Source organism: Streptomyces sp. NPDC005483, assembly GCF_040606035.1.
Lineage (GTDB): Bacteria > Actinomycetota > Actinomycetes > Streptomycetales > Streptomycetaceae > Streptomyces.
This window is the reverse complement of record NZ_JBEXEA010000024.1, coordinates 41,035-62,685: the sequence shown is the minus strand read 5'-3', so window position 1 is coordinate 62,685 and position 21,651 is coordinate 41,035. Positions and strand designations below refer to the sequence as shown.

At 71.3% G+C, this 21,651-nt stretch carries 22 protein-coding genes and 1 pseudogene; 13 read left to right on the top strand and 10 right to left on the bottom strand.

The features are described from left to right. Positions 1 to 134 precede the first annotated feature (134 nt). Positions 135 to 1,028, top strand: coding sequence for a glycosyltransferase (locus tag ABZT06_RS35630; protein ID WP_355750697.1), 894 nt, complete (start codon positions 135 to 137; stop codon positions 1,026 to 1,028). A 365-nt stretch (positions 1,029 to 1,393) separates the two neighbouring features. Further along, the gene (locus ABZT06_RS35625) at positions 1,394 to 4,726 is read left to right on the top strand and encodes a BTAD domain-containing putative transcriptional regulator (protein ID WP_355750695.1); all 3,333 of its coding nucleotides are present in this window, start codon (positions 1,394 to 1,396) and stop codon (positions 4,724 to 4,726) included. On the opposite strand, the gene ABZT06_RS35620 is transcribed toward ABZT06_RS35625, so the two are convergent. From ABZT06_RS35620 to ABZT06_RS35610, 3 genes are all read right to left on the bottom strand, one after another. After that, on the bottom strand, positions 4,727 to 6,418 hold the full coding sequence (locus tag ABZT06_RS35620) for a bifunctional 3'-5' exonuclease/DNA polymerase (protein WP_355750693.1): 1,692 nt from the start codon (positions 6,416 to 6,418) through the stop codon (positions 4,727 to 4,729). 110 nt (positions 6,419 to 6,528) lie between these two features. Then, positions 6,529 to 7,272: a Clp protease N-terminal domain-containing protein gene (locus ABZT06_RS35615; protein WP_355750690.1), complete on the bottom strand. Its 744-nt coding sequence runs from the start codon at positions 7,270 to 7,272 to the stop codon at positions 6,529 to 6,531. Positions 7,273 to 7,321: 49 nt separating this feature from the next. Further along, positions 7,322 to 7,951, bottom strand: coding sequence for a LysE family translocator (locus tag ABZT06_RS35610; RefSeq protein WP_355750687.1), 630 nt, complete (start codon positions 7,949 to 7,951; stop codon positions 7,322 to 7,324). 66 nt (positions 7,952 to 8,017) lie between these two features. On the opposite strand from ABZT06_RS35610, the gene ABZT06_RS35605 reads away from it, so the two are divergent. Further along, complete coding sequence (locus ABZT06_RS35605) at positions 8,018 to 9,211, top strand: DUF2786 domain-containing protein (protein WP_355750684.1); 1,194 nt, start codon at positions 8,018 to 8,020, stop codon at positions 9,209 to 9,211. On the opposite strand, the gene ABZT06_RS35600 is transcribed toward ABZT06_RS35605, so the two are convergent. The 3 genes and pseudogenes from ABZT06_RS35600 to ABZT06_RS35590 form a co-directional block, all read right to left on the bottom strand. Next, a complete protein-coding gene (locus ABZT06_RS35600) occupies positions 9,192 to 9,731 on the bottom strand; it encodes a DUF4232 domain-containing protein (protein ID WP_355750681.1) in 540 nt (179 codons plus the stop codon). The two genes, ABZT06_RS35605 and ABZT06_RS35600, sit on opposite strands and share 20 nt — an antisense overlap. Positions 9,732 to 9,819: 88 nt before the next feature. Then, positions 9,820 to 10,335 carry a hypothetical protein gene (locus tag ABZT06_RS35595; RefSeq protein WP_355750678.1) on the bottom strand — a complete coding sequence of 172 codons (516 nt, stop codon included), beginning with the start codon at positions 10,333 to 10,335 and terminating at the stop codon, positions 9,820 to 9,822. 45 nt (positions 10,336 to 10,380) lie between these two features. Next, a pseudogene (locus ABZT06_RS35590) lies at positions 10,381 to 10,521 on the bottom strand (uS14 family ribosomal protein); the annotation flags it as partial. 28 nt (positions 10,522 to 10,549) lie between these two features. Here ABZT06_RS35590 and ABZT06_RS35585 point away from each other — a divergent pair. The 4 genes from ABZT06_RS35585 to ABZT06_RS35570 all read left to right on the top strand — a co-directional run bounded on the left by ABZT06_RS35585 (position 10,550) and on the right by ABZT06_RS35570 (position 11,933). Continuing rightward, positions 10,550 to 10,705 carry a VOC family protein gene (locus ABZT06_RS35585; protein ID WP_355750675.1) on the top strand — a complete coding sequence of 52 codons (156 nt, stop codon included), beginning with the start codon at positions 10,550 to 10,552 and terminating at the stop codon, positions 10,703 to 10,705. A gap of 10 nt (positions 10,706 to 10,715) precedes the next feature. Continuing rightward, positions 10,716 to 11,084, top strand: coding sequence for a metalloregulator ArsR/SmtB family transcription factor (locus ABZT06_RS35580; RefSeq protein WP_355750672.1), 369 nt, complete (start codon positions 10,716 to 10,718; stop codon positions 11,082 to 11,084). After that, entirely contained in the window at positions 11,081 to 11,542 is a 462-nt protein-coding gene (locus tag ABZT06_RS35575) for an SRPBCC domain-containing protein (protein WP_355750669.1), read from the top strand. The genes ABZT06_RS35580 and ABZT06_RS35575 overlap by 4 nt, the downstream gene beginning before the upstream one ends. Positions 11,543 to 11,690: 148 nt before the next feature. Further along, positions 11,691 to 11,933: a DUF397 domain-containing protein gene (locus ABZT06_RS35570; RefSeq protein WP_031042736.1), complete on the top strand. Its 243-nt coding sequence runs from the start codon at positions 11,691 to 11,693 to the stop codon at positions 11,931 to 11,933. Positions 11,934 to 12,024: 91 nt separating this feature from the next. Here ABZT06_RS35570 and ABZT06_RS35565 read toward each other — a convergent pair whose 3' ends face one another. Then, the gene (locus ABZT06_RS35565) at positions 12,025 to 12,525 is read right to left on the bottom strand and encodes an ATP-binding protein (RefSeq protein WP_355750666.1); all 501 of its coding nucleotides are present in this window, start codon (positions 12,523 to 12,525) and stop codon (positions 12,025 to 12,027) included. A 365-nt stretch (positions 12,526 to 12,890) separates the two neighbouring features. On the opposite strand from ABZT06_RS35565, the gene ABZT06_RS35560 reads away from it, so the two are divergent. The 4 genes from ABZT06_RS35560 to ABZT06_RS35545 all read left to right on the top strand — a co-directional run bounded on the left by ABZT06_RS35560 (position 12,891) and on the right by ABZT06_RS35545 (position 16,630). After that, entirely contained in the window at positions 12,891 to 13,715 is an 825-nt protein-coding gene (locus tag ABZT06_RS35560) for a helix-turn-helix transcriptional regulator (RefSeq protein WP_355750820.1), read from the top strand. A 141-nt stretch (positions 13,716 to 13,856) separates the two neighbouring features. Further along, positions 13,857 to 15,317 carry an aldehyde dehydrogenase family protein gene (locus ABZT06_RS35555; protein ID WP_355750664.1) on the top strand — a complete coding sequence of 487 codons (1,461 nt, stop codon included), beginning with the start codon at positions 13,857 to 13,859 and terminating at the stop codon, positions 15,315 to 15,317. 113 nt (positions 15,318 to 15,430) lie between these two features. Next, complete coding sequence (locus ABZT06_RS35550; protein ID WP_355750661.1) at positions 15,431 to 15,967, top strand: DinB family protein; 537 nt, start codon at positions 15,431 to 15,433, stop codon at positions 15,965 to 15,967. A 21-nt stretch (positions 15,968 to 15,988) separates the two neighbouring features. After that, positions 15,989 to 16,630: a PadR family transcriptional regulator gene (locus tag ABZT06_RS35545; protein WP_355750659.1), complete on the top strand. Its 642-nt coding sequence runs from the start codon at positions 15,989 to 15,991 to the stop codon at positions 16,628 to 16,630. A 17-nt stretch (positions 16,631 to 16,647) separates the two neighbouring features. Here ABZT06_RS35545 and ABZT06_RS35540 read toward each other — a convergent pair whose 3' ends face one another. Beyond that, the gene (locus ABZT06_RS35540; protein WP_355750657.1) at positions 16,648 to 18,054 is read right to left on the bottom strand and encodes a glutamate decarboxylase; all 1,407 of its coding nucleotides are present in this window, start codon (positions 18,052 to 18,054) and stop codon (positions 16,648 to 16,650) included. Between the two features lie 30 nt (positions 18,055 to 18,084). After that, positions 18,085 to 19,368 carry an ion channel protein gene (locus tag ABZT06_RS35535; RefSeq protein ID WP_355750654.1) on the bottom strand — a complete coding sequence of 428 codons (1,284 nt, stop codon included), beginning with the start codon at positions 19,366 to 19,368 and terminating at the stop codon, positions 18,085 to 18,087. A 117-nt stretch (positions 19,369 to 19,485) separates the two neighbouring features. Here ABZT06_RS35535 and ABZT06_RS35530 point away from each other — a divergent pair, with 117 nt between their 5' ends. Then, positions 19,486 to 20,247, top strand: a complete 762-nt coding sequence (locus ABZT06_RS35530) for a MerR family transcriptional regulator (protein WP_355750652.1) — start codon at positions 19,486 to 19,488, stop codon at positions 20,245 to 20,247. A 16-nt stretch (positions 20,248 to 20,263) separates the two neighbouring features. Here ABZT06_RS35530 and ABZT06_RS35525 read toward each other — a convergent pair whose 3' ends face one another. Then, the gene (locus ABZT06_RS35525; protein ID WP_355750649.1) at positions 20,264 to 20,629 is read right to left on the bottom strand and encodes a YbjQ family protein; all 366 of its coding nucleotides are present in this window, start codon (positions 20,627 to 20,629) and stop codon (positions 20,264 to 20,266) included. A 126-nt stretch (positions 20,630 to 20,755) separates the two neighbouring features. On the opposite strand from ABZT06_RS35525, the gene ABZT06_RS35520 reads away from it, so the two are divergent. After that, on the top strand, positions 20,756 to 21,649 hold the full coding sequence (locus ABZT06_RS35520; protein ID WP_355750646.1) for a VTT domain-containing protein: 894 nt from the start codon (positions 20,756 to 20,758) through the stop codon (positions 21,647 to 21,649). Positions 21,650 to 21,651 lie beyond the last annotated feature (2 nt).

The window sequence follows — 21,651 nt, the reverse complement described above, 5'->3', positions numbered from 1 at the left end:
CCCACCACCCTCCGCCCCGCCTCGCCCACGGATCCCCGTACCTGAGAAGTCCTTACCGTGAACGGCTAGCATCGCGCCGGTTGATGCCCCTCGGGACGACCGGGACAAGGGGACGCACGGGACGAGGTGAGGACATGGGCGCGCCGAGGATCGCCGTGGCCGTGGTGACCATGGGGAACCGGCCCGAGGAGGTGGACGCCCTGTTGCGGTCCGTGGCCAAGCAGGACATCGCCCCGGCCCGGGTCGTGATCGCGGGCAACGGCTGCCGGCTGCCCGAGTTCGCCGAGCGGCTGTCCCTGCCCGGCGAGGTCACCACCCTCGACATCGAGGAGAACCTCGGCTGCCCCGGCGGGCGGAACGTGGCGCTCGCCCGGCTGCGGGACTTCGGCGACGTGGACGTCGTGGTCGAACTCGACGACGACGGCCTGCTCGTGGACGCCGATGTGCTGCGCCGCGTACAGGAGTTGTTCGCGGCCGACGAGCGGCTCGGCATCGTCGGCTTCCGTATCGCCGACGAGAGCGGCGAGACCCAGCAGCGGCACGTGCCCCGCGTCGGCGCCTCCGACCCGATGCGCGGCGGATACGTCACCGGCTTCCTGGGCGGCGGGCACGCACTCCGCATGGCCATGCTCGCCGAGACCGGGGACTGGCCCGCCGAGTTCTTCTTCGCGCACGAGGAGATCGACCTGGCCTGGCGGGCCGCCGACCGCGGCTGGCGCATCCTGTACGCGCCCGACCTGCTGCTCCAGCACCCGAGGACCTCACCGGCCCGGCACGCCATCTACTACCGGGTCAACGCCCGCAACCGCGTCTGGCTGGTCCGCCGCCGGCTGCCCCTGCCGCTCATCCCCGTGCACCTCGGCGTGTGGACGGCGCTCACCCTGCTGCGGACCCGGTCGTCGAGCGGACTGAAGGCATGGTTCGACGGATTCGCCGAGGGCCTGCGGGAACCGGCCGGCGAACGGCGGCCGATGCGGTGGCGAACGGTGTGGCACCTCACCCGGCTGGGACGCCCGCCCGTGATCTGAGGGCCCTTGGCGCCGGGGACAGGACGAGGGCCCCGGTCGTTCACCTCCGCCGACCGGGACCCTCTCGCGTCCCACGGATCCGGCCACGACGGCGACACTCCCCCGAGTTGCGCGTCGTACGCGCGCGCCCTCGGGCCAGATCCGATGTTGTGATCACATCAGGTTGCGCCAACAAATCGCTAACATGTTGGCCAACGCATCTACGTTGTGATGTACGCCGGTTGGCGTGAAGTCGACGGCGGTGATGGGGAGCCGACGGTGGGAAACCGCGGGGGCGGTAGCGGATCCCGGCAGTGGCCGGTGTCGGACGGCTGGCGGGAAACCGCCGTGAAGAGGGCGGAATTCCGCCAGAAGTGGGCGGCGTGATGGGGCGCGGATCGCAGCAGTCGGGGCTGCGGTTCGGACTGCTCGGGCCGCCGATCCTGTACGGCAGCCACGGCGACCACGGCGGCCACGGCCAAGACGGCGCCGGTGTACGGGTCGTCGGCAGCCGCAAGCAGCGGATCCTGCTGGCCGCGCTGCTCCTCGAAGCCGGCCGGGTCGTCTCCACCAAGTCCCTCAAGGAGGCGCTGTGGGGGAGCACCCCGCCCGCCTCCGCCAAGGCGTCCCTGCACAACCACGTCTCCCGGCTGCGACGGCTGCTCGACGACCCAGAACGGCTGCAGGCGGTGGCCCCCGGCTACCTGCTGCGCGTCGCGCCGGGCGAACTCGACGTCCAGGTCTTCGAGAGCCACGCCGCCCGGGCCCGCGTCGCGCACGCCGCCAGGAACTGGACCGAGACCGTCCAGGCATGCGCGGCGGCGCTCGCACTGTGGCGGGGCGCGCCGCTCAGCGGGGTGCCCTCCGAACTCGCCGGATACGCCCTGGTCCAGCGCCTGGAGGAGGCCCGGCTGCTCCTCCTGGAGTGGCACTACGACGCCGAGCTCGCCCTCGCCGGCACCCGGCCGGACGCCCTCGTCCCCGAACTCTCCGCGCTGGCCGCCGAACACCCGCTGCGCGAGTCCTACCACCGCCAGCTGATGCTCGCCCTCCACCGCACCGGTCGCCAGGCCGAGGCCCTCGCCGTCCACCGCGACCTGCGCACCCGCCTGGTCGAGGAACTCGGCGTGGAACCGGGCCCGGCGGTCCGCGAGGCACACGTGCGGGTGCTGCGCGGGGGAGAGGGCGGCGGGAGCACCGACGCCGATCGGGGCGGCGAGACGGACCGGACGGCCACAACCGGGCGCCCCGGCAAGGCCGTCGACTTCGGCGCGGCCGGCGAGAGGAGCCGTTCGGGTGCTCCCGGCACGCTTCGCGCAGGCGCTACGCGCGGAGATGCCCCGCAGGCCGTCCCTCCGCCGCCCCAGGCCGTTCCTCCGCCGCCCCAGGCCGTCCCTCCGTCGCTCCCGGCCCGACCTCCCTCAGCCGCCGCTGCCGACGACGACCCGTCGTCCCCCGATCCCGAGGCGCCCCTCCTCCTGCCCCGCCCGGCCCAACTCCCGCCGGCCCCCGGTCACTTCACCGGCCGTGTCCCCACCCGTGACGACCTCCGCCGCGCCCTCACCTCCGACGGCGGCCCGGCCGTCGGTGTGGTCAGCGGCATGGCCGGCGTCGGCAAGAGCGCGCTCGCGCTGTATGTCGCCCATGGGCTGCGGGAACGTTTCCCTGACGGCCAGCTCTACGTCAATCTCCAGGGCGCCACCCCCGGGATGACCCCCCTCACCCCGGCCCAGGCCCTCACCGCCCTGCTCCGCGACCTCGGCGCCGACCCGCGCAGCATTCCCGAACACCCGGACGCGGCAGCCTCGTTGCTGCGCTCGCTGCTCGCGCCCACTCGCACGCTCATGGTGCTGGACGATGCCGCGAGCGCCGCTCAGGTACGGCCGCTGCTGCCGGCCGGCGGCGGTTGTGCGGTGATCGTCACCAGCCGTTCCCCCCTGACCGCCCTCGACGACGCCCACCGCTTCCCGCTCTCCCCGCTCTCGGCCGAGGAGAGCGCGGAGTTGCTGCGCGCGGTGTCGGGCCGGGACGGCCGGGACGACCGGAACGGCCCCGGCGCCGTTGTCACCCCCATCACTCCCGATGCCGTCGCTCCTACGACCTCCGCCACCCCCATAGACGCCACGCACCCCCTCATAGAACTCACCGGCCGCCTCCCCCTCGCCCTGCGCGTCGTGGCCGCCCGCCTGGCCGCCCGTCACGCCCTCACCCCGGACGTCCTCGCCGATCAACTGGCCGCCACGGAGGACCGGTTGCGGCACCTGGAGTACGACGACCTCTCCGTCCGCCGCTCCCTTGCCGTCGCCCACGACGCCCTCGCCGCCTCCGGCCGCAGGTCGGACCGCGACGCCGCCCTGACCCTGTGCCGCATCGGCGCCCTCGACCTGCCCACCTACGGCGTCCCCCTCGTCGCCCGCCTCCTCGGCACCGACGGCACCGACGAGACCCGTGCCGAGGACGCGCTCGACCGCCTCGTCGACGTGGCCTTGCTGGAGGAGACCGCGTACGGCCGTTACGCCCCGCACGGCCTCGTCCGCGACTTCGCGCGGGAACTCGCGGGCCTCGGGCACGCCCCCGGTATCGCTCGTACCGCCCTGCGCTGGTACGCGGCCGTCGCCGAACGCGCCCTCACCGCGATCGTCGAATCCGGCCTCGACCTGGAGGACCGCCGCCGCCCGACCGCCGCGCAGCCGCCGGAGCACGCGGCGCACGTACTGGCCATCCCGCCGTTCCCCTCCGCCGAGAAGGCCTTCGCCTGGGGCGAGTCGGAGCTGGAGAACATCGTCGCCCTGGCCGAACAGCACACGGACACCCCCGACGAACGCACCGCCGCCCATGTCTCCACCCTGCTGCGCCTGCTCTCGCCCTTCCTCCAGCGCAGCGGCCGGGTCGCCGAGACGGAGGCCCTCGGCCGGGCCGCGCTCACGGTGGCGCGGCGGCTCGGTGACGAGGAGGCCGAGGCGTGCGCCCTGGGCGACCTCGCGGGAGCGCACTTCCTGACCGGCCGGCACAGCGAGGCCCTGGCCCTCAACGACCGGGCCCTCGCGATCTGGCGGCGCCTGGGCAGGAACTCCTGGACGCGCCGCTGCCTCAACAACCGGGGTCTGCTGCTCGAAAACCTGGGCCGGTACGCCGAGTCGGGCGAGGCACTGCGGCAGAGCCTCGCCCATGCACGGCAGTTGGACGACCCCTTCGGCGAGGCCGTCACCCACAGCAACCTCGGCAACCTGTACGAGCACACCGACCCGCGCGCCGCCATCGAGCAGCACCGCCGCTCGCTCGCCATCGGCGAGGAGACCGGCAGCGTGGTCGTGCGGCACTCGGCGCACTGCAACATCGGCTACGCCCATCTCACCCTCGGCGAACCGGCCGCCGCGACCGCGCACTTCGAGGAGAGCCTGCGCATCCTCGGCAGCCCCGGCGACTGGCACGGCGAGTCGCGGAGCCGCCTCGGCCTGGTCCGCGCCCTGCGTCTGATCGGGCACGGCGAACGCGCCGCCGCCGAGTGCGCGGAACTGCTGCGCCGCGCGGACGCCCGCGCCGACCGCTACACCGGCGCCCTCGCCCGCCACCAGCACGGACTGCTGCTGCGTGAGCGGGGCAGGACCGAGGAGGCGTACGGGCAGTGGCGGGCCGCTCTCGACGCGCTGGACGGCACGGACGAGAAGGCGGTGCTCCAGGAGCTCATCGCGCTGCTCGACGACTCCGGCCTACGGTGATCACTTCGCGTCGGCATAGCACTCCACCACCGCCGTCGTGAACGGGAACCGCACCGGTGTCTCGCCGAACGTCAGCCGCCCGGCCAGCTCCGACGCCTCCCTGATCGCCGCCACGACCGCCTCCGCCTCCTCCTCGGGACAGTGCACGATCACTTCGTCGTGCTGGAAGAAGACGAGTTCGGCCGCCCTCCCCGCCAAGGCCTGGCGCAGCGCGGCGAGCAGCAGCAGGGCCCAGTCGGCGGCGCTGCCCTGCACCACGAAGTTCCGGGCGAACCGGCCGCGGGCACGGGAGTTGGTGGAGGCGTACCCGGGCACCCAGCCGTCCTCGCCGGAAGCGGGCTGCCCGGCCGGATCGTCCTGGGGGATACCCGCCTCCTCCGCGTCACCCGCCCCGACCGCCGGCGGGCACGTGCGCCCCAGCCAGGTCCGCACCAGCCGGCCCTCCTCGCCCGCGCGGGCCGCGTCGTCGACGTACGCGACCGCCTTGGGGAAGCGGCGTCTGAGCGCGGCGAGGTTCTTGAGGCCGTCGCCGGAGGTCTGGCCGTAGACCGCGCCGAGTACGGCGAGCTTGGCCTGGGAGCGGTCGCCGGAGAAAGCCCGGTCGGAGACGGACTGGTAGAGGTCGCTCTCACGTCCGGCCACCTCCATGAGCCCCGGGTCGCGGGAGATGGCCGCCAGCACCCGCGGCTCCATCTGGTCGGCGTCGGCGACGACGAGCCGCCAGCCGGGGTCGGCGACCACCGCGCGCCGGATGACCTTGGGGATCTGCAGGGCGCCGCCGCCATGGGTGACCCATCTGCCCGTGACGGTCCCGCCCGCGAGGAACTCGGGCCGGAAGCGGCCGTCGCGCACCCAGTCCTGGAGCCAGGACCAGCCGTGCGCGACCCAGATGCGGTACAGCTTCTTGTACTCGACCAGCGGTTTCACGGCCGGGTGGTCCAGGGACTCGATCTCCCATCGGCGGGTCGACTTCACCTTGATGCCGGCCTGCGCGAACGCCTTGACGACATCGGCGGGCAGATCGGGCCGCACCCGGCGCCCGAAGGCCGCGGACACCTCGTCGGCGAGTTCGGCCAGTCGGCGCGGCTCGCCGCCACCGGCGTACCGCTCGCCGAGCAGTTCGTGCAGCACCCGGCGGTGGGTATCGGCGCTCCACGGCAGCCCGGCGCGGTTCATCTCGGCGGCCACCAGCATCCCCGCCGACTCGGCGGCGGTCAGCAACCGCATCCGGTCGGGATGCGCGGTGCTGTCGTGCCGCCGCTGCTGGTCGGCGTAGACCTCGGCGAGGTCGGTGAGCGGCAGAGGGACGCCCTGCGGTTCGAACAGGGGTGACTGCGATCCCGGTTCGGCGGCGCGCTGGGGCGGGTCGGGGGGTACGGGGCCGCCGCGCAGCCGGGCCAGGGCGGCGGCGGCCGAACGGGGCTCGCCAGAGCGCCCGGCGTGGCCGAGCAGGAGGGTCTCGGCGTCCTCGATGTCGTAGCACCGCTCCACCCGCACCCCCGCGGCGAGCAGTCGCGGATAGACCTCGGCGGTGGACCGCCACACCCACCGCGCCACCTCCGGCCGCCTCCGCACGGCCTCGGCCAGGTCCCCCTCCCAGCGCACCGGCCCGGCGGGCAGCCCGTCGGACCCGAGGGCGGCCACCTCCACACCACCGTCCTCGGCCGGAGCGAGAGCCCAGCGGTCGGTCATGGCTGCGAGTCTGCCAGGCGGCACTGACAACGGACCTTCCGGACATCGAGGGGGGGCGCGTAGCCGCAGTCCGCCGAGGACGAGATGGCGAGGGTCTGGCGGACACTCCCTCAGCCCTGCCCGCCGCCCTGTTCTCGCTGCACCTGCAGGTACCCCTCCAGCTCCTTGGCGACGGCGCCTTCCACCGGGCCCTTCTCGATGCCGAGGCCCGACAGGACCCCCGTGCCGTGTTCGAACTCCAGGAGGGCCAGCAGGATGTGTTCGGTGCCGACGTAGTTGTGGCCCAGGCGGAGCGCCTCACGGAAGGTGAGTTCCAGGACCTTCTTGGCGTCGGAGCCGTACGGGATGAGCTCGGGGACTTCCTCGGCGGCCGGCGGGAGCGCGTCGGTCGCGGCCTGGCGGACCGCGTCCAGGGTGACCCCCTGCGCGACGAGCGCCTTGGCGGCGAGGCCCTCCGGTTCGGCCAGCAGGCCGAGCACGAGGTGTTCGGGACGGCCCTCGGGATTGCGGGCGGTGATGGCCGCGTTGTGGGCCGACATCACCACGTTGCGGGCCCGCGGGGTGTACCGGCCGAAGCCCTGGTCGGCGTTCAGGTCCGCCGACTCCTTCGGCACGAACCGCTTCTGGGCCGCCTGCCGGGTGACCCCCATGCTCCTGCCGATGTCGGTCCAGGACGCGCCCGAACGCCGGGCCTGGTCCACGAAGTGGCCGATCAGGTGGTCGGCCACCTCTCCGAGGTGATCGGCGGCGATCACCGCGTCCTGGAGCTGGTCGAGGGGCTCGACATGGACCTTCTTGATGGCCGTGATGAGGTCGTCGAGCCGTACGGATGACGTGATCTCGGGGTTCGTCATGCTGTCAACCTTAGGTTGACAGTGAGAGGGTGTCAACCCGAGGTTGCCTCTACTTCGGAGAGGCCGCCAGCCGCACCGCGAGCCCGGTGAACACCGTCCCCGAGACGATGTTCATCCACCGGTTGACGCGCGCACTGCGCCTGAGGACGTTGCCGAGCCGCCCGGAGAGCAGCCCCACACCGCCGTCCCACAGGAACCCCATGACCACGAGCGTGATCCCGAGCAGCAGCAGCTGCCCCGGGACGTGGCCGAGCGACGGGTTCACGAACTGGGGCAGAAACGCCACGTTGAAGAGGATCACCTTGGGGTTGAGCAGATTGGTGACGGCTCCCTGCCAGAAGGCCCGCCGCATCCCCGCCCCGCCGGCGGCGCCCCCGCCCTCGTCCGGAACCGACCGGTCCCGGAACGCCTTCACCGCCAGGTGGAGCAGATAGGCCGCTCCCACCCAGCGCAGCACGTGGTACAGCGTCGGCAGCGTGTGGAACAGCGCCGACAGCCCGAGCGCCGCCGCGACCGTGTGCACGAGCATGGCGCAGGCCACGCCGAACGCGGCCATCACCCCGGCGGCCGGCCCGCCCCGGCCGCCCATCGCCACGATGAACATCATGTCGGGACCGGGAGTGACACAGAGCGCGAAGGCGGCCACGAGAAAGGCCGCGTACAGAGACATGTCCACCATGCCGCCATGCTCGAAGCGGCACACGCGCGTGGGCGACCGATTTTCGGGGAGTGAGACGATCGTCCGGTGAGCAGCAGCAAGAGCAGCGGCGCGAGCGGCAGCAAGAGCAACGACACGAGCGGCGACCCGAACGGCGACACGACCGCCGTCGTCGACCGCGCCTTCCGGGCTGCCCTCTACGCCGACGACGACACCGCCCTGGACACCGGTGCCTCCCTGCTCGCCGCCGACCCCGCGACGGACGCCGAACTGGCCCGGCGCGGCGCCGAGTTCGTGGCGCAGGCATGGCGGCGCGGCTGGCAGCCCGCCGACGTCGTACGGATCGTGCGCCGCGAACTGGACGCCACGCATGTGCGGCTCGCCACCGCCCTGATCCGCGCCCAGGCCCCCGACGACCGCCCGCGCGGCCCCCGCTGGACCGCCCAGCTCGCCCAGCTGGAGGAGCCCGACGGGAACACCCCCCGCCCCGACCGCTTCACGCACGCCGCCGCCGTACTGGAGCTGTACCGCCTGCTGCTGCGCCTGCCCGCGCTGGAGCCGCTGGAGGACCCCAGGCGGGAGCGCGGGGAGCACAAGGGCGACGCCCGCATGCTCGGCCGTATCCGCGCCCTGCTCGCCAAGGCGGAGGCGACCGGCTTTCCCGAGGAGGCGGAGGCGCTCACCGCCAAGGCGCAGGAGCTGATGGCCCGGCACAGCGTCGACGAGGCGCTGCTCGACGCCCGGGCGCCCGCGAAGGACACCCCCGGCGCCTGCCGGATCGGCGTCGAGCCGCCGTACGAGCAGGCGAAGGCGGTGCTGCTCGACGCCGTCGCCACCGCCAACCACTGCCGGGCGGTGTGGAACGAACCGTTCGCCTTCTCCACGGTCGTCGGCTTCGAGGGCGACCTCGCGGCGGTCGAACTCCTGTACACCTCGCTGCTCGTGCAGGCGCAGTCCGCGCTGGCGAAGGCGGAGGCGGCCCAGCGGGCGGGCGGCCGCAAGCGCACCAAGACCTTCCGGCAGTCCTTCCTCGCGGCCTACGCCCACCGCGTCGGCGACCGCCTGCGCACCGCCGCCGAGGCCCCGGTGACCGACGACCTGCTGCCGGTCCTCGCCTCCCGCGAGGTCGCCGTAACCGACCGCACGGACCGGATGTTCCCGCAGACCACCACGACTCGGCTGCGCGGCGTCAGCGACGAGGCGGGCTGGACCGAGGGCGCCCGGGCGGCCGACCGGGCGCAGGTCGCGAACCGGTCCCGGCTCAGTCCCCGGCCTGAGTGAAGGCGCTGACGGTGGCGTTCGGGACGCCGGCGTTGTCGCTGCGGCCCGCGACCGGGCCGTACGACCACTTGTAGCTCTTCGCGGTCCCGGCCCCCGGCAGCGCGATGTTCAGCGTCTTCACGTCGAGGCTCGCCTTGCCGCCCGCCTCGCCGCGCGTGTACGTGAGGGTGAAGGTGGCGGCCGTGCCCTTGGCCAGGGTCAGCCTCGTGGACCTCGTGCCTTCTTCGGGCGAGACGTTCGCCGACGAGTCCTCGGCGTTCAGGTCGATGCCGGGGAAGCCGTCCAGCGTGCACTCGGCGCTCTGGTTGGTGAGCGTGACGGGGATGTTTCCGGTGTCCCCGGCGGCGGGTGCCACGTTGGCGGGCCCGACCTCCACGTCCATGTCGGCGATCCGGCAGGTGGTGCCGTTGCTCGGGCTCGCGGCGGCGCTGTCACCGCCGGAGCTGTCCTTGTCGCTGGAACAGCCGGTCAGGAGCAGGGCCGCGGTGAGAGCGGTGACGGCAAGGGGGGCGGCGCGCATGTGCAGTCCTCTGATGGGAGCGATCCGGTGCATGGATCATCACGCATCGCGGGACGCCACGGTTGCCCGCCCCCGACGACGCCTTCCCCTACGACCCCGGGCTCGCCGTCAGGAACCCGCTCGGCAGTCCGCCGCCCTTGGCCCGGGTGTAGGTCTCGGCGCCGACGCCGCCCTCCCAGTTCACCTTGAGGGTGTCCTTGCCGACCGACTCGACCGTCCCGTTCACCCGGTTCTTGCTGCCGTCCGTGCACTTCAGGCGGATCGTGTCGGTGCTCGCGGAGCCGCTGCACACCGTGCCGCCGGTGACGAAGAGCCCGGCCTGGTCGCCGTTGACCAGCAGTGCGACGGCCTTGCCGCCGGTGGTCGCCAGCCAGCTGCCCGCCACCTCGCCGGACGAGGAGGACGTACCGCCGGTCCCCCCGGAAGCCGAAGCCGAAGCCGAGGCGGACGCCGACGGCGAGACGGCCGTACTGGCGCCGGCTGACGGGTCGTCGTCGGAGCCCCCGCCGCTGCACGCGGTCAGGACGAGCGCGCCCGCCAGCCCCGCGGCCGCGAGCCCGGCCCGCCGGCGCGACACGGTGCGCGAGAAGGTCGCCGTGGTCACTTAAAGCTCCAAGCTGTAGCGGTCAGCCGTACGGACCGCAGCAAGCTACCAGCACCACCCGTGAGGGTTACCAGACGAGGTGCGGACGCCTGGCAGATGTCCCGCGTGCGCCTGCTCCCGCAGACCCACCCGGGAGAGCCCGAAGGCCCGGAAGCAGCCGCGCGGCCGCCCGTCCACCTGGTCGCGCTTCGAGCCCGGCTCGGCCCGGGGGATCATGTTGGTCACGACCGACGTCGACGCGGACTGTGCGCGGCTCACGGAGGCCGGGACCCCGGTACAGGGCCCCGACGAGCTTCCGTGGGGCCGCATGGCCACCTTCACGGACCCCGACGGCAACGGTCTGATGCTGCTGACGGAGGCACACCAGTAGGAAGGCCGGCATGACCGCACCAGGAGCCGTCGAGTCCGGGACCACCGAGGCCGACGCGGACCGCGTCTTCGCCGCGCTCGCCAGCGCCGTACGCCGCGAGGTGCTGCGGCTGCTGCGGGACGGCGGGCCGCAGCCCGTCCAGGCCCTGGCCGACCACTTCGACATGCGCCGCCCGAGCCTGTCCGAGCATCTGAGGGTGCTGCGCGAGGCCGGTCTCGTCTCCGAACAGCGCTCCGGCCGGCAGCGCATCTACCGGCTGGAGGCCGCCCCGCTCGCCGAGGTGCAGGACTGGCTGCATCCGTACGAGCGGTTCTGGCGCGGCCGGCTGAAGGACTTGGGCGCGCTGCTGGACCGTATGCCCGACGATGACGTGACATGAGCGACGCACCCGACGACGACCCCACGGTCATCCGTGTCGACCAGTTCTTCCCGCACCCGCCCGCCAAGGTCTGGCGCGCCCTCACCGAGCCCGAACTGCTCGTGCAGTGGCAGATGCAGGGGGCGGAGGCGTTCCGGCTCGAGGTCGGGCACCGGTACACCATGACCTCCGTCCCGCGGCCCAACTCGAACTTCTCCGGCACCGTCGACGTGGAGGTTCTCGCCTACGAGCCGCAGCGGATGCTCAGCCTCCGGTGGACGGACGCCGATCCGGCCAACTCCGCAGACTGGACCGTCACATGGAAGGTGGAACAGGAAGGGCGCGGTACGCGTCTCTTCCTAGTGCACGAGGGATTCGATCCCGACGATCCCGCTCAGCTGATGTCCCGGACGATCATGGACGGGGGCTGGCGGACACATGTGATGCGGGCTCTGGGGCACACGATGGAACGTATCTAGCGCCCCACACGTCACATCTGTAACCACGGGAACACCCCTCGTGCACGTGCATCTGCTCATGCACCTGCACGTGAACAGAGCTATGATCCGGACCAGTTGACCACTGCATCACTGGCCACAAGGCCACCGCACCACCGGGGAGCGACCTGTGGACCTGGACGTGTACAACGGCATGACGGCCACGGATCTGCGCGGGGTGGCCTGGCAGAAGAGCAGGCACAGCAACTCGCAGGGATCCTGCGTGGAGTTCGCGCGCCTGCCGGACGGGGGAGTTGCGGTTCGCAACTCCCGCTTCCCGGACGGCCCCGCGCTCGTCTACACGCGCGCGGAGATCGAGGCGATGCTTCTCGGCATCAAGGACGGCGAGTTCGACCACCTCATAGCGGGCTGAGCCCGGGTCACCTGTGGGTGACCCGGGGTAACCGTGCTCGCGCACCGTGTAACGCGCGTAGACACTTGACGTCGTAAAGCGCTGCGGTGCGTCACTCGGCGGAAGCGGCGGCCGGCCCCGCGTGCGGCTGGAGCCGGAACAGCGCCCAGACCATCTTGCCCCCCAGCGTCTCCGCCATCGGGTGCCAGCCCCAGCTGTCGCTGAAGGAGTCCACGAGGAACAGGCCGCGCCCGGACTCCGCCGAGAAGTCGTCGGAATCGCGCGCGACCGGACTCTCCTGGCTGGGGTCGCGCACCGCGCACACCAGCCGCCCCGTCCACCGCATCAGATGCAGCCGCACAGGCGGGTTGTGCTCCCCGCCGTGCGCGCTGTTCGCCGGCATGGCGTGCCGCAGTGCGTTGGTGACCAGCTCGGAGACGACGAGACAGATGTCGTCGAAGTGGTCGCTCAGCTCCCACTGGTCGAGCGTTCTGCGGGTGAACCTCCGTGCGTCGCCCACCGCTTCGTAGCGGGCGGGCAGAGAACAGGAGGCGGCGTCGGACGCGGCCGCGGGATCCAGCGGCGGAAGGCCCTGCCTTAACGGCTCGAGCATGGTCGATCCATTCATCCCCATGCGAGGCACTCCCGGGAACTCGCGGTCGTTGCGATGCAGCGGTTGCGCGGGACCATGGTTTCGGATGAGCGATGCAGATGCAAGGTGCAGATGCACGTGCACGTGACCGAATTGGCCCTACCCGTACCGCTTGTTGGCCATTTTTTCCGCCATCTTCTCTACAGGTTCTTGCCTCTTCCTCCCCTCTATCTGTCTCGGCCCTGTGCAGAAACTTTGGCTTCTTTCCATATCTGTAATCGGACGAGTACTGCTCGGAGTGTTTTAGTGGCAGACTTCGGCCCCTGAAGACGTTGGGGAGGCTGGCGAACGTGAGCGCGGGAGAGCCCGGATCGGTGGTGCGGCGGATGCTGCTCGGCTCGCAACTCAGGCGACTGCGTGAGGCACGGGGCATCACGCGCGAGGCGGCGGGCTACTCGATCCGCGCGTCCGAGTCGAAGATCAGCCGGATGGAGTTGGGCCGGGTGAGCTTCAAGACACGTGACGTGGAAGACCTGTTGACGCTGTACGGCATCACCGACGAGCAGGAGCGGGCCTCGCTCCTCTCCCTCGCCCGTGAGGCCAACGTCGCGGGCTGGTGGCACAGTTACTCCGACGTCCTGCCGAGCTGGTTCCCCACCTATGTGGGCCTGGAGGGCGCGGCCTCCCTCATCCGGGTCTACGAAGTCCAGTTCATCCACGGCCTGTTGCAGACCGAGGCGTATGCACGTGCAGTGGTGCGGCGCGGTATGAAGGGCGCGAGCGAGGCGGACGTGGAGAAGCGCGTGGAGCTGCGCCTGGAGCGGCAGAAGCACCTGGTCGACGAAGCCGGTCCCGAGTTCCACGTGGTGCTCGACGAGGCGTCCCTGCGCCGCCCGTACGGCGACCGCGCGGTGATGCGCGGCCAGCTCCAGCACCTCATCGAGGTCTCCGAGCGCCCCAACGTACGGCTGCAGATCATGCCGTTCGGCTTCGGCGGCCACTCCGGTGAGAGCGGTGCCTTCACGATCCTCAGCTTCACCGAGTCCGACCTGACGGACGTCGTCTACCTGGAGCAGCTCACCAGCGCGCTCTATCTGGACAAGCGCGAGGACGTCACGCAGTACGAGAAGGCGATGAAGGAACTCCAGCAGGACAGCCCGGGCCCGGACGAGAGCCGGGATCTGCTGCGCGGCCTCCTCCAACTGTCCTGAAGCGCGCGGGACCTCCACCGGGCCCCGAGGGTTCTCCCCAGAAGATTGCTCAGCGTGCCCAACTGGCGTGCCACGCACGTACGATGACATGTGATCAGACCGTGACGTTGATCGTGTGTCTGCTAGTGATTTGGGGATCACATGTCGTCGTACTTCACCGACCTGGCCCAGCAGTACATCGACGGTGAGTGGCGCCCGGGCACAGGCTCCTGGGACATCATCGATTTCAACCCGTACGACGACGAGAAGCTGGCGTCGATCACGATAGCCACGGTCGACGAGGTCGACGAGGCCTACCAGGCCGCCGCCCGCGCGCAGAAGAAGTGGGCCGAGACCAACCCCTACGCCCGCCGTGCGGTGTTCGAGAAGGCGCTCCGGCTGATCGAGGAGCGCGAGGGGGAGATCGCCGAGGCGATCATCGCGGAGCTCGGCGGCACCCGCCTGAAGGCCGGCTTCGAACTCCACCTCGCCAAGGAGTTCCTGCGCGAGGCGATCAACCTGTCGCTGCGCCCCGAGGGCAGGATCATCCCCTCGCCGGTGGACGGGAAGGAGAACCGCGTCTACCGCGTGCCGGTCGGCGTCGTGGGCGTGATCAGCCCCTTCAACTTCCCCTTCCTGCTGTCGATCAAGTCGGTCGCCCCCGCGCTCGCGCTCGGCAACGCCGTCGTCCTCAAGCCGCACCAGAACACCCCGATCGTCGGCGGCTCGCTGGTCGCGAAGATCTTCGAGGACGCGGGACTGCCCGGCGGTCTGCTCAACGTCGTCATCACCGACATCGCCGAGATCGGCGACGCCTTCCTGGAGCACCCGGTCCCGAAGGTCATCTCCTTCACCGGCTCCGACAAGGTCGGCCGCCACGTGGCCACCGTCTGCGCCTCCCACTTCAAGCGCTCGGTCCTCGAACTGGGCGGCAACAGCGCCCTGGTGGTCCTCGACGACGCCGACATCGACTACGCGGTCGACGCCGCCGTCTTCAGCCGCTACGTCCACCAGGGCCAGGTCTGCATGGCCGCCAACCGCGTCCTGGTCGACCGTACGGTCGCCGAGGAGTTCACCGAGAAGTTCGTCGCCAAGGTGAAGACCCTCAAGGCCGGCGACCCGCGCGACCCCGAGACGGTCATCGGACCGATCATCAACTCCTCCCAGGCGGAGGCGGTTTCGGGCGCCGTCGAGCAGGCGATCGCCGACGGCGCGACCGCGCTGATCCACGGCACCAGGAGGGACAACCTGGTCGAGCCCTCCGTCCTCACGGACCTCCCCGCGAACTCGCCCCTGCTCAAGCAGGAGCTCTTCGGCCCGGTCGCCCTCCTCGCCACCTTCGACGGCGAGGAGGAGGCCGTCCGCCTGGTCAACGACACCCCGTACGGCCTCAGCGGCGCCGTCCACACCGCGGACATCGAGCGCGGTGTCGCCTTCGCCAAGCAGATCGACACCGGCATGTTCCACGTCAACGACGGCACCGTCCACGACGAGCCGATCGTCCCCTTCGGCGGCGAGAAGCGCTCCGGCATCGGCCGCCTGAACGGCGACACCATGCTGGACTCCTTCACCACCACCAAGTGGATCTCGGTCCAGCACGGCCGAAGCCGCTTCCCGTTCTGACGCCCCTCTCACGACGGCCGACACGGGCCCTTCAGGACCGGATCTGTCCTGAAGGGCCCGTAGCTTCATGGGTGTCGGGGGAAGGCCCCCGAGCCCGATGAAAGGCGGCTGTCATGGTCACTCACGTCCCCGCTGAGGAGTACGGCGACGAGCGCGGAGCGCTCCTGTCCTTCCTGGAGGAGCAGCGCGGCGGGATCCGGCGCTCGGTGCTCGGGCTGACGGACGAACAGGCCGCCGCCAAGCCCAGCGCGAGCGAACTCTCCCTGGGCGGGCTGGTCAAACACGTCGCCGAGGTCGAGCAGAGCTGGATCGCCCGCGCCAAGGGCGAGGAGCCGGCCGTGCAGCGGGACCAGTCGAACTGGCACGAGTGTCTCGCCCTGGTCGACGGCGAGAGCGTCGAGTCGCAACTGGCGTACTGGGAGAAGGTGGCCGCGGAGACGGAGGCGTTCGCCCGCTCGGTGCCGAGCCTCGACGACACCTTCGCGCTCCCGGACCAGCCCTGGTTCCCGCCCGAGGGCCGGGTCTCCGTGCGCTGGGTGCTGCTGCACCTGATCCGTGAGACGGCCCGCCATGCCGGGCACGCCGACATCATCCGGGAGTCCCTGGACGGGAAGACGGCCTTCGAGCTGGTGGCACTCGCCGCGAAGTGAGGAAGCCATAACCTGGACCGCATGTCAACGATCCGCCTCCTCGTGCTCGGCGCGGTGCGCCAGCACGGGCGGGCCCACGGCTACCAGGTGCGAGGCGACCTGGAGTACTGGGGCGCGCACGAGTGGTCCAACGCCAAGCCGGGCTCGATCTATCACGCCCTGAAGCAGATGGCGAAGCAGGGGCTGCTGCACGCGCACGAGATCGCGCCCTCCACGGTCGGCGGCCCGCCGCGCACCGAGTACGAGATCACCGACCTGGGCACCGAGGAGTTCCTGCGACTGGTGCGGGAGGCGCTGACCTCCTACGACCAGAAGACGGACATCAAGTCGGCGGCCATCGGCTTCATGGTCGACCTGCCGCGCGCGGAGGCGGTGTCGCTGCTCAAGGAGCGCGTCCGGCGCATCGAGGAGTGGCGCTCCACCGTCACCGAGCACTATGTGCCCGAGGGCGGCACGCAGCAGCTCGGTCACATCGGCGAGATCATGAACCTCTGGGTCCACACGGCCGACGCCGAGGCCGAGTGGACCCAGGGGCTCATCGCCCGCATCGAGGACGGGGCGTACACCTTCGCGGGGGAGGGCAGCCCGTTCGTGGGTGTCCTCGCCGAGGGCGAGGAGAACCCGTACGCGACGGGGGAGCGGCATCCCGGGGACGCCGGCTGATCAACGCCGGACAGGCTCTAGTGGTGGAACCCGGTCGCCGCGTCCTTGTCCCTCGTGGACGGGTGCGGCTGGCGGCGCAGTTCGGGCAGCAGGCTCTCCAGGTCCTCCACGAACAGGTCGGCGAGGTCGGTCGAGAAGCCATTGCGGCACACCACCCGGAGCACCGACAGGTCCTCGCGGTTCGGCGGGAAGGTGTACGCCGGCACGAGCCAGCCCCGCTCGCGCAGCCGCCGGGAGACGTCGAAGACGTCGTACGCCTCGACGCCCGGAGCCGTCGTGAACGCGAACACCGGGAGCTCGTCACCGCGGGTCAGCAGCCGGAAGTCGCCGAGCGCCTCCACGCGTTCGGCGACGCCCCTGGCCACGTCCCGGGTGGACTGCTGCACGGCCCGGTAGCCCTCGCGGCCCAGCCGCAGGAAGGTGTAGTACTGAGCGACGACCTGGGCGCCGGGGCGCGAGAAGTTCAGCGCGAAGGTGGGCATGTCGCCGCCCAGGTAGTTCACCCGGAACACGAGCTCCTCGGGCAGCGCCTCCTTGTCCCGCCACAGCGCCCAGCCGACACCGGGGTAGACCAGCCCGTACTTGTGCCCCGAGGTGTTGATCGAGGCGACCCTGGGCAGCCGGAAGTCCCACACCAGGTCCTCGTCGAGGAAGGGCGCGACCATGGCACCCGACGCCCCGTCGACATGCACGGGGATGTCCAGACCGGTGCGCTCCTGGAGGGCGTCCAGGGCGGCGCACAGGTCCGCGATCGGCTCGTAGGAGCCGTCGAAGGTGGAGCCGAGGATGCCCACCACCCCGATGGTGTTCTCGTCGCACAGCTCGGCGGCGGTCTGCGGGTCGAGGTGGAAGCGGTCGCCCTCCATGGGCACCAGGCGGGCCTCCACCTCCCAGAAGTTGCAGAACTTCTCCCAGCAGACCTGGACGTTGACCCCCATGACGAGGTTGGGTCGCGCCCCCGGATAGCGGTCGGCGTTCCGCTGGGCCCAGCGCCGCTTCAGCGCCATCCCCGCGAGCATGCACGCCTCGCTGGACCCGGTCGTCGAACAGCCCACCGCCGCCGAGGGATCCGGCGCGTTCCACAGGTCGGCGAGCATCGCCACACAGCGCCGCTCCAGCTCGGCGGTGCGCGGGTACTCGTCCTTGTCGATCATGTTCTTGTCCCGGCACTCACCCATCAGGACCCCGGCCTGCGGTTCCATCCAGGTGGTCACGAAGGTGGCCAGGTTCAGCCGGGAGTTGCCGTCGAGCATCAGCTCGTCGTGGACCACCTGGTAGGCGGTCGACGGCGGCAGGGGAGCGGTGGGGAGCCGGTGCTTGGGCGGGGCCTCGGTCATTCCGCCGACCGGATCGGCCTCGCCGTAGAAGGGATTGACGGACAGCGGGCGCTCGTCGCGCTTCTCGGGTCCTTTGTGCAGTGGCATGGGCGTGCCTCCTGAAGAGATCAACGTCGGTCAGTGCACCGGGGTTCCGTCTTCGCGCAACTGCATCTGCGGCCGTCCCGTCACCAGCAGCCAGGCCGGCAGCGAGGCGACGCACAGCAGCGCGAGGATCGTGGGAGAGGCCACCAGCACGGCGGCGACGAACAGACTCACCCAGGCCTGCCGGGTGACGGCGAGCAGTATGCCCAGCACCCCGGTCGCCACGCCGACGGCAGGGTGTACGGCGTCCACGAGCGCGTGGGCGCACAGCCCGAACGCGACGCCGACGAACACGGCCGGGAAGATCCGCCCGCCTCGGAAGCCGCAGGAGGCGGCGACGAGCAGCGCGGCGAGCTTCACCACCGTCATGGTGGCGAACTGCCCGGCCGACCAGCCCGCCGGATCGGCCGCCAGCTCGCCGGTCTCGTCGAGCCCCTTGAAGAGCGTCAGGTGGCCACCGAGGGCCGCCAGCAGCCCCAGGACGAGCCCGCCGGCCGGGAGCATCACCATCGGGTGCCGCAGCCGCGCGAACGCGCCATGGACGTACGGGAAGGCCCGTACGGCCGCCATGCCGAGCAGCGCGGCGGCCGACGCGATCACCAGGGCCGCCAGCAGATCGCCCCAGCCGGGGCGGCCGAACGCCGGCAGATGCAGGTCGAAGGACGGATGGTCCAGCAGGGTGACCGTCAGTGCCCCGGCCGCCGCCGCGGCCAGCGGACCGAAGACGTTGTCCCACAGCGCGCCCCTGAGCTGCCGCCCGGCCAGCGCCTCGGAGATCACCAGCGCCGCCGCCACCGGCGTGCCGAACAGCGCGCCGATCGTCGCCGCCTCCGCCAGCGCCGGCCACAGTCCGCGCGGCATCCGGGGGATCAGCCGGCCCCCGAGCCAGAAGGCCAGGGCCACGTTCACCGCGATGATCGGGTTCTCGGGGCCCAGGCTCGGCCCGCCCGCGAGCATCAGCGCGGTCGCCAGCAGCAGCCCCGGCAGCACGGCGAGCGGCAGCACCGGAGCGTCGAGCCCCAGGGTGGCCGGATCCGGCCCGGCGTGCCCCGGCACCTTCCACACCACCAGACCTACGGCCACCCCGGTCGCCGTGAGCACCACCAGCATCCACAGCACGGAGTACCGGCCCACCCCCAGCGCGTCCGGCAGGTTGTGCCACAGCACGTGCTGAAGCGCCTCGGCCGCCGCGCTGACCCCGAGGAGCAGCAGACTCGCCCCCACCCCGACGACGACAGCGGGGAGGAACAACGGCAGCAGGGCGCGCGCCGGGGTCGCCGGGGCGGAGGATGCCTGCTGTGCGGTGTCCTGGGCCACGGGCTCACGTTAAACGGACATAACGGGCGTTACATCCGGAGGCGTTCGTGCCGGGCTTGCACCTCACGTGGCGTGAGGCGCCACCGTGGAGCGCGTACCGAGAAGGGAGCGGACGAAGTGGGCTACTCCGTGGGACAGGTCGCGGGCTTCGCCGGCGTCACGGTGCGCACGCTGCACCACTACGACGACATCGGCCTGCTCGTGCCCGGCGAGCGCAGCCACGCGGGCCACCGGCGCTACAGCGACGGCGACCTCGACCGGCTCCAGCAGATCCTGTTCTACCGCGAGCTCGGCTTCCCGCTGGAGGAGGTCGCCGCCCTGCTCGACGACCCGGCCGCGGACCCGCGCGCGCACCTGCGCCGCCAGCACGAGCTGCTGACCGCCCGGATCGAGAGGCTGCAGAAGATGGCGACGGCCGTGGAACACGCCATGGAGGCACGCAAGATGGGGATCGATCTCACGCCGGAGGAGAGGTTCGAGGTGTTCGGGGACAAGGACCCGGAGCAGTACGCGGACGAGGTGGAGCAGCGCTGGGGCGGCACGGCGGCGTACGCCGAGTCGCAGCGCCGCACCGCGAGCTACACCAAGGACGACTGGAAGCGCATGCAGGCGGAGGTGGCCGACTGGGGCGAGCGCTACGACGCCCTGATGGCCGCCGGTGACGCGCCGGCCTCCCCGGCGGCCATGGACATGGCGGAGGAACACCGGCAGCACATCTGCCGCTGGTTCTACGACTGCCCGTACGAGATGCACCGGTGCCTGGGCGAGATGTACGTGTCGGACGAGCGCTTCAAGGCGTTCTACGACTCCATGCGCCCCGGTCTCGCCGAGCACCTCCGGGACGCGATCACGGCGAACGCGGCCCGGCACACCGCCTGATGCGCCTGACCCGGGGCTACTCCCGGGTCAGGACCACCGCCGTGCCGTAGGCGCACACCTCGGTGCCGACGTCCGCGGCCTCGGTCACGTCGAAGCGGAACATCAGCACGGCGTTCGCCCCGCGCGCGCGTGCCTGCTCGACAAGCCGCTCCATGGCCTGGTTGCGGGTCTGCACCAGCGTCTTGGTGAGCCCCCTGAGCTCACCGCCGATCATCGACTTCAGCCCGGCGCCGATCTGGCTGCCGAGGTGCCGGGAGCGCACGGTCAACCCGAAGACCTCGCCCAGCACCTCCTGGACCCGGTGGCCGGGCACGTCGTTGGTGGTCACCACGAGCACATCGGGCCGGGGCCCCTGGCCGCCGCCGTATTCGTCAATACCCATGGCTCACAGCTTTGTCCCAGAGAGGCCACAGTGCATCCTGGGGAGCCCCATGGAACCTGGGCCACCACGGCTGCGTTGATACTTTGGGCAGCCAGCCCCGCCCCCACCAGCAGGAGCCACAATCCCGTGACCACGCTCGCGCTCGGCCCCGAGTGGATCAGTCCCGACTACCTGATCCAGACCTTCAGCCTGCCCGGCATCCTGCTGATCGTCTTCGCCGAATCGGGGCTCTTCGCGTTCCTGCCGGGTGACTCCCTGCTGTTCACGGCGGGTCTCTTCGTGGCCGAGGGGAACTTCATCAGCCAGCCCCTGTGGCTGGTGTGCACGCTCATCGTCGCGGCCGCCGTCCTCGGTGACCAGGTCGGCTACATGATCGGCAAGTTCTTCGGGCCGAAGCTCTTCAGCCGCCCCAACTCCAAGCTCTTCAAACAGGAGAACCTGGAGAAGGCCCATGAGTTCATGGAGAAGTTCGGCCCCAAAGCCATCGTCCTGGCCCGCTTCGTGCCGATCGTACGGACCTTCGCCCCCATCGTGGCGGGCGCCGGCCGGATGAAGTACCGCACCTTCCTGACGTACAACGTCATCGGCGGTGCCGCCTGGGGCACCGGCGTCACCCTCGCCGGCTACTGGCTCGGCCAGATCGACGTCATCAAGAAGAACGTCGAGGCGATCCTGGTCCTGATCGTCCTGGTCTCGGTGGTCCCGATCCTCATCGAGTACCTGCGGGAGCGCTCCAAGAAGAAGCGGGCGGCCGCGCAGACCCCGCCCCAGCAGCCGTACCAGCCCATGGACGACGCCACGACCCAGCTCCGCCGCATCCCGTCCGACGACGAGCAGCAGCCTCCTCAGCAGCAGTACGGCTACGACCAGTACTACGGCCAGCAGCAACAGCAGCAGCCCTACGGCCAGCAGCCGCAGCAGCAGCCCTACGCCCAGCAGTACCCGCAGAACCACGGCAACCAGCAGTACGGCGGGCAGCCCCAGCAGAACCAGCAGTACCCGTACAACGAGGGCTACTGACC

Bases quoted from the DNA above. Each gene is read 5' to 3' on its own strand.
- ABZT06_RS35630 (WP_355750697.1), top strand. From the start codon at position 135: ATGGGCGCGCCGAGGATCGCCGTGGCCGTGGTGACCATGGGGAACCGG.
- ABZT06_RS35625 (WP_355750695.1), top strand. From the start codon at position 1,394: ATGGGGCGCGGATCGCAGCAGTCGGGGCTGCGGTTCGGACTGCTCGGG.
- ABZT06_RS35620 (WP_355750693.1), bottom strand. From the start codon at position 6,418: ATGACCGACCGCTGGGCTCTCGCTCCGGCCGAGGACGGTGGTGTGGAG.
- ABZT06_RS35615 (WP_355750690.1), bottom strand. From the start codon at position 7,272: ATGACGAACCCCGAGATCACGTCATCCGTACGGCTCGACGACCTCATC.
- ABZT06_RS35610 (WP_355750687.1), bottom strand. From the start codon at position 7,951: ATGGTGGACATGTCTCTGTACGCGGCCTTTCTCGTGGCCGCCTTCGCG.
- ABZT06_RS35600 (WP_355750681.1), bottom strand. From the start codon at position 9,731: ATGCGCGCCGCCCCCCTTGCCGTCACCGCTCTCACCGCGGCCCTGCTC.
- ABZT06_RS35585 (WP_355750675.1), top strand. From the start codon at position 10,550: ATGTTGGTCACGACCGACGTCGACGCGGACTGTGCGCGGCTCACGGAG.
- ABZT06_RS35580 (WP_355750672.1), top strand. From the start codon at position 10,716: ATGACCGCACCAGGAGCCGTCGAGTCCGGGACCACCGAGGCCGACGCG.
- ABZT06_RS35575 (WP_355750669.1), top strand. From the start codon at position 11,081: ATGAGCGACGCACCCGACGACGACCCCACGGTCATCCGTGTCGACCAG.
- ABZT06_RS35565 (WP_355750666.1), bottom strand. From the start codon at position 12,525: ATGCTCGAGCCGTTAAGGCAGGGCCTTCCGCCGCTGGATCCCGCGGCC.
- ABZT06_RS35560 (WP_355750820.1), top strand. From the start codon at position 12,891: ATGCTGCTCGGCTCGCAACTCAGGCGACTGCGTGAGGCACGGGGCATC.
- ABZT06_RS35555 (WP_355750664.1), top strand. From the start codon at position 13,857: ATGTCGTCGTACTTCACCGACCTGGCCCAGCAGTACATCGACGGTGAG.
- ABZT06_RS35550 (WP_355750661.1), top strand. From the start codon at position 15,431: ATGGTCACTCACGTCCCCGCTGAGGAGTACGGCGACGAGCGCGGAGCG.
- ABZT06_RS35545 (WP_355750659.1), top strand. From the start codon at position 15,989: ATGTCAACGATCCGCCTCCTCGTGCTCGGCGCGGTGCGCCAGCACGGG.
- ABZT06_RS35540 (WP_355750657.1), bottom strand. From the start codon at position 18,054: ATGCCACTGCACAAAGGACCCGAGAAGCGCGACGAGCGCCCGCTGTCC.
- ABZT06_RS35525 (WP_355750649.1), bottom strand. From the start codon at position 20,629: ATGGGTATTGACGAATACGGCGGCGGCCAGGGGCCCCGGCCCGATGTG.